The sequence below is a fragment of the Streptomyces nanshensis genome, from assembly GCF_001751255.1.
GTDB classification, from domain to species: Bacteria; Actinomycetota; Actinomycetes; order Streptomycetales; family Streptomycetaceae; genus Streptomyces; species Streptomyces nanshensis_A.
The window spans coordinates 1-4,956 of record NZ_LJGW01000426.1; the positions used below are offsets into that span (position 1 = coordinate 1).

A 4,956-nucleotide genomic window follows, 5' to 3' on the forward strand; every position below is an offset into this window, starting at 1 on the left:
AGCGGCGGCTTGACTTCAGCATTGGGAAGCCTCCTCGGGACCCCGACCGGCGCGGTCGCCGGCGCCCGCGCCGCGGTGACGCAGCCCGGCGGTCATACGGGAGACGACCAGCGATACGACCCCGCCCGCGGCGTCGGCCTCCGCGTCCTGGCTCCGGTCCGCGTCCCGATCCCCGTCCGCGTCCCCCACCGTGACCGACCCCGCGCCGCCGCTGAGCACCTGCGCCATCGCCCGCGTACACAGCGTCCGCACCCGTTCCACCGGCAGTCCGAGAGAGGCAGCGACCTGCTCCTCCGCCACCCCCTCGTACAGCCGCAGCACCAGCATCAGCCGCTCCCGCGGCGGGAGTCCGGCCAGCATGCCGCCGCGCGGACGCCGGTAGCGCCGGGCGGTGTGCGCGAAGCGCAGGGCGATCTCCTGGCGGGTGTGCTCGTAAGGGTCCTCGCCGCGCAGCCGGTCCCAGTCCGCGTACGTACGGGAGAGGGCCGCGACGAGCAGTTCCTGCGCGGCGGGTGCGGAACCGAAGGGCTCACCGGTGAGCAGTGTGGCGGCATGCAGCAGTCTGCCTGCCGCGCCCGCGACGAACACCTCGAACTCCCGGGCCCGGCGGCGGTCTTCTCGCGCCCGCCGCTCTCCCACCGCTGCCTCCCGTACCGCAATGGGACGGCAGCCGCGGTGATCAAATCAAGAGGTCGCCGCCTCCGGGGTCCCCGTGGAGGGGTTGATGCCCTGCATCGCGTGGTTGAAGCGGGTCAACAGGCGGCAGAAGGTCTCGCGGTCCTCCGCGCTCCAGTCCTCCGTCAGCAGCGCCATCAGATCGCGCCGCGAGGAGCGCACCTGCCCGAGCCGGGCGGTGCCGTGCGGGGAGAGTTCGAGGACGACGGCCCGGCCGTCCTCGGGGTGTGTGGTGCGGGTGACGAGGCCGGCCTCGACGAGGGGCGCGACCTGCCGGGTGACGGTCGAGGAGTCGATCCCCATGCCGGAGGCGAGGGCCTTCACGCCCATCGGGCCGACCTGTTCGAGACGGTTGAGCAGCAGATAGGCGGCGCGGTCCATCGAGTTGCGCGCCTGGCCTATCCCGCCCAGGCGGGTCTGCTCGGCCCGGCGTGCGAAGACGGCGACCTGGTGCTGCATGGTCTCGAAGACGGCGTCGCCGGAGCCCGCGTGCGCCTCGGCGCGGCCGTCGTTCTGTTCGCGGTCGCCGGCGTCCTGCCCGGTGCGGGCCTGATCCGAGGCCGGGTCTGTGCTGTTCACTGTCATCATGTCCGGTTGCATGGGCATGCCGTGATGCTCGCTTCTTGGGGAAGGTCCGGGGGACACGGAAAGACCTGATTGTCCTGCCCAGCGTACGCGGCACCGGCCCGGGCCGTACCTCCGCTGCGGGAACCGCCGCCCGTACCGCCCGGCGCACGCCACCACGGGCCGCCGCGCACCGCGCACGGACCGGCGCGGAACCACCCGGCGCCCGCGGCCCGGCGAACTGCGACACTGACGCCATGGTCTCCCCTGCCTCCGGCGCCCCAGCCGTATCCGCGTCCGTCACCGTCGACGACGTGCGTGCCGCGCAGAAGACGCTCGCCGGCGTGGCCCGTACGACGTCCATGGAGGGCAGCCGTCACCTCAGCTCCCTGGTCGGCTCCCCGGTGCATCTCAAGTGCGAGAACCTTCAGCGCACCGGCTCGTTCAAGCTGCGCGGCGCGTATGTGCGCATCGCCGGGCTCTCGGCCGGGGAGCGCGAGCGCGGCGTCGTCGCCGCCAGCGCCGGCAACCACGCGCAGGGGGTGGCGCTGGCCGCGTCCCTGCTGGGCGTGGCCTCGACGGTCTTCATGCCCGAGGGCGCCCCGCTGCCGAAGGTCGCCGCGACCCGCGACTACGGCGCCGACGTACGGCTCGTGGGCCAGGTCGTCGACGAGACCCTGCTCGCCGCGCAGGAGTACGCGCGGGAGACGGGCGCCGTCTTCATCCACCCCTTCGACCACCCCGACGTCGTCGCCGGTCAGGGCACCCTCGGCCTGGAGATCCTGGAGCAGTGCCCCGAGGTGCGCACGATCGTCGTGGGCGTGGGCGGCGGCGGGCTCGTCGCGGGCATCGCGGTCGCGGTCAAGGAGCTGCGCCCGGACGTACGGATCGTCGGCGTGCAGGCGGAGGGCGCCGCCGCGTACCCGCCGTCGCTGGCCGCGGGGAAGCCGGTAGTGCTCGACTCGGTCTCGACGATGGCCGACGGCATCAAGGTCGGACGGCCGGGCGACGTGCCCTTCAGAATCGTCGGCGACCTGGTCGACGAGGTCCGTACGGTGTCCGAAGACGCCCTCTCCAGCGCGTTGTTGCTCTGTCTGGAACGGGCGAAGCTGGTGGTCGAGCCGGCGGGGGCGAGCCCGGTGGCGGCGCTGCTCTCGCGGCCGGAGTCGTTCGAGGGGCCCGTCGTCGCGGTGCTCTCGGGGGGCAATGTCGACCCTCTGGTGATGCAGCGGACCCTGCGGCACGGCATGGCCGCCGCGGGCCGCTATCTCTCCCTGCGGCTGCGGCTGACGGACAGCCCGGGCGCCCTTGCCGCGCTGCTGCGGGAGTTGTCGGTGGCGGACGCTAACGTCCTGGACGTGAGCCATGTACGGACCGACCCGCGGCTCGGGCTCGACGAGGTGGAGGTGGAGCTGCACTTGGAGACGAAGGGGCCGGAGCACTGCGAGGAGGTCGCGGCCAAGCTGCGCGAGGCCGGATACACGGTCGTCCTCACGCGGTGAGCCGCCGGCGGTGAACGTCCGCGCAGGCCACCCCGTCCGCGACCCATGTACGGCACTCGCGACTGTCGCGAGTTGCCCCTATCCAGTTGACGCGATGTATCGCGTCCATCCATACTGCTGGCCTGCCGGTCCGCGGAACAGCGGTTTCCAGGACAGGCCGTACATCACCGACTTGCTCGGATTCCACCCGATACTTCTCCACACCTGGGAGCCCACTTATGCCAGGCGCCATTTACGCCGAGGGTCTCGTGAAGACCTTCGGCGAGGTAAGGGCACTGGACGGCGTCGACCTCGATGTCCCCGAGGGCACCGTGCTGGGCCTGCTCGGGCCCAACGGCGCCGGCAAGACCACTGCCGTACGGGTGCTGACCACCCTGCTGAGGCCCGACAGCGGCAAAGCCGTCGTGGCCGGGCTCGACGTCCTCAAGCAGCCCAACGACGTACGGCGTTCCATCGGCCTCTCCGGCCAGTTCGCCGCCGTCGACGAGTATCTGACCGGCAGGGAGAACCTGCGGATGGTCGGCCAGCTCTACCAGCTCACCGCGCGCGACGCGAAGCAGCGGGCGTCCGAGCTGCTGGTGCGGTTCAACCTGGCCGAGGCCGCCGACCGTCCCGCGAAGACGTACTCGGGCGGCATGCGCCGCCGACTCGACCTCGCCGCGGCCCTCGTCGTACGTCCGCCCGTGATGTTCATGGACGAGCCGACCACCGGCCTCGATCCGCGCAACCGCCTCCAACTGTGGGAGGTGATCGAGGACTTGGTCGCCGGCGGCACCACCCTGCTGCTCACCACGCAGTATCTGGAGGAGGCCGACCGCCTCGCCCACGACATCGCCGTGGTCGACCACGGCAAGGTCATCGCCCGCGGCACCTCCGACCAGCTCAAGGCCCAGACGGGCGGCGAGCGCATCGAGGTCGTCGTGCACGAGCGCGAGGAGATCGCCGCCGCGGAGGCCGTCCTCGCCCAGCACGGCCTGCCGGGCACCGGCGCGGAGGGCGTCACCGTCGAGCAGCACACCCGCAGGCTGACCGTCCCCGTCGCCGGCGGCGCGAAGCTCCTCGCCGAGGTCATCCGCGAACTGGACGGCAGGGGCATCGAGATCGACGACATCGGTCTGCGCCGCCCCACCCTCGACGACGTCTTCATCACCCTCACCGGCCACGCGGCCGAGGAGGACGACGGCAGCGGGGAGCACGCCGCCACGGAGGCCCCCGAGAGCGGCGGCCGTCAGCAGAAGCGGAAGAGCAGGAAGCAGAAGAAGCAGAACAAGGAGGCCGTCAAGTGACTGCCACGACCACGGCACCGACGGCCCCCACCCCGGCCGCACCGGCCGGAGGCGGCCTGCGCCAGTCCGTACGCGACTCCCTCACGGTCGCCAAGCGCAACCTGATCCGGATGCTGCGCATCCCCGAGGTCGTCATCTTCGGGCTGTTCCAGCCCATCATGTTCGTGGTGCTCTTCAGCTACGTCTTCGGAGGCTCCATCAACCTCCCCGGCGCCGGCCTCGACCCGGGCCTGTACCGGGAGTTCCTGATGGCCGGCATCTTCGCCCAGACCGTCACGTTCGCCACGGCGGGCGCGGGCGCGGGCATCGCCGAGGACATGCACAAGGGCCTCATCGACCGGTTCCGCTCGCTGCCCATGGCACGCGGCGCGGTGCTCACCGGACGTACGCTCGCCGACCTCGTCCAGACGGGGCTGACGCTGATAGTGCTGGCCCTCGTCGCGCTGCTCGTCGGCTGGCGCACCCATGAGAACGGGCTGAAGGTGCTCGCCGGCTTCGGCCTGCTGCTGCTCCTCGGCTACGCCTTCACCTGGATCGGGGCGCTGATCGGACTGACCGTCCGCTCGCCCGAGGCGGCCACCTCCGGCGGACTGATCTGGCTCTTCCCGCTGACGTTCATCTCGAACGCCTTCGTCCCGTCGCAGAACATGCCGGCGGTGCTGCGGCACTTCGCCGAGTGGAACCCCTTCAGCGCGACGGTGCAGGCGTGCCGCGAGCTGTTCGGCAACCTGCCGCCGCACTACCCGGTGCCCGACGCATGGCCGATGCAGCACCCGGCCTGGGCGTCTCTGATCTGGTCGATCCTCATCGTGGCGTTCTTCCGCACCCTCGCGGTCCGCAAGTACAAGTCCGCGACGGCCTGACGCCGCTCCCGCGCCCTCGGCGCACGCGGCCGCACGCAGTGGTGGGCCCCGGCCTCAATGGCCGGG

Annotated in this window: 5 protein-coding genes; 3 read left to right on the plus strand and 2 right to left on the minus strand. The window is 71.9% G+C overall.

Going from position 1 to position 4,956, the window contains the following annotated elements:
- Positions 1–15: 15 nt before the first annotated feature.
- Positions 16–639, minus strand: coding sequence for a sigma factor-like helix-turn-helix DNA-binding protein (locus tag AN218_RS34865; protein WP_171908809.1), 624 nt, complete (start codon positions 637–639; stop codon positions 16–18).
- Between the two features lie 45 nt (positions 640–684).
- Positions 685–1,134 (minus strand): MarR family winged helix-turn-helix transcriptional regulator, encoded by a 450-nt coding sequence (locus tag AN218_RS26650; RefSeq protein ID WP_070019671.1) that lies wholly within the window; start codon positions 1,132–1,134, stop codon positions 685–687.
- 362 nt (positions 1,135–1,496) lie between these two features.
- Between AN218_RS26650 and ilvA the strand changes: the two genes are divergently transcribed.
- The 3 genes from ilvA (at position 1,497) to AN218_RS26665 (ending at position 4,890) form a co-directional block, all read left to right on the plus strand.
- Entirely contained in the window at positions 1,497–2,741 is a 1,245-nt protein-coding gene (gene ilvA / locus AN218_RS26655; protein WP_070019653.1) for a threonine ammonia-lyase, read from the plus strand.
- A 218-nt stretch (positions 2,742–2,959) separates the two neighbouring features.
- The gene (locus AN218_RS26660; RefSeq protein ID WP_070019655.1) at positions 2,960–4,027 is read left to right on the plus strand and encodes an ATP-binding cassette domain-containing protein; all 1,068 of its coding nucleotides are present in this window, start codon (positions 2,960–2,962) and stop codon (positions 4,025–4,027) included.
- Complete coding sequence (locus AN218_RS26665; RefSeq protein WP_070019657.1) at positions 4,024–4,890, plus strand: ABC transporter permease; 867 nt, start codon at positions 4,024–4,026, stop codon at positions 4,888–4,890. Before AN218_RS26660 ends, AN218_RS26665 begins: the two co-directional genes overlap by 4 nt.
- The last annotated feature ends 66 nt before the right edge of the window (positions 4,891–4,956 follow it).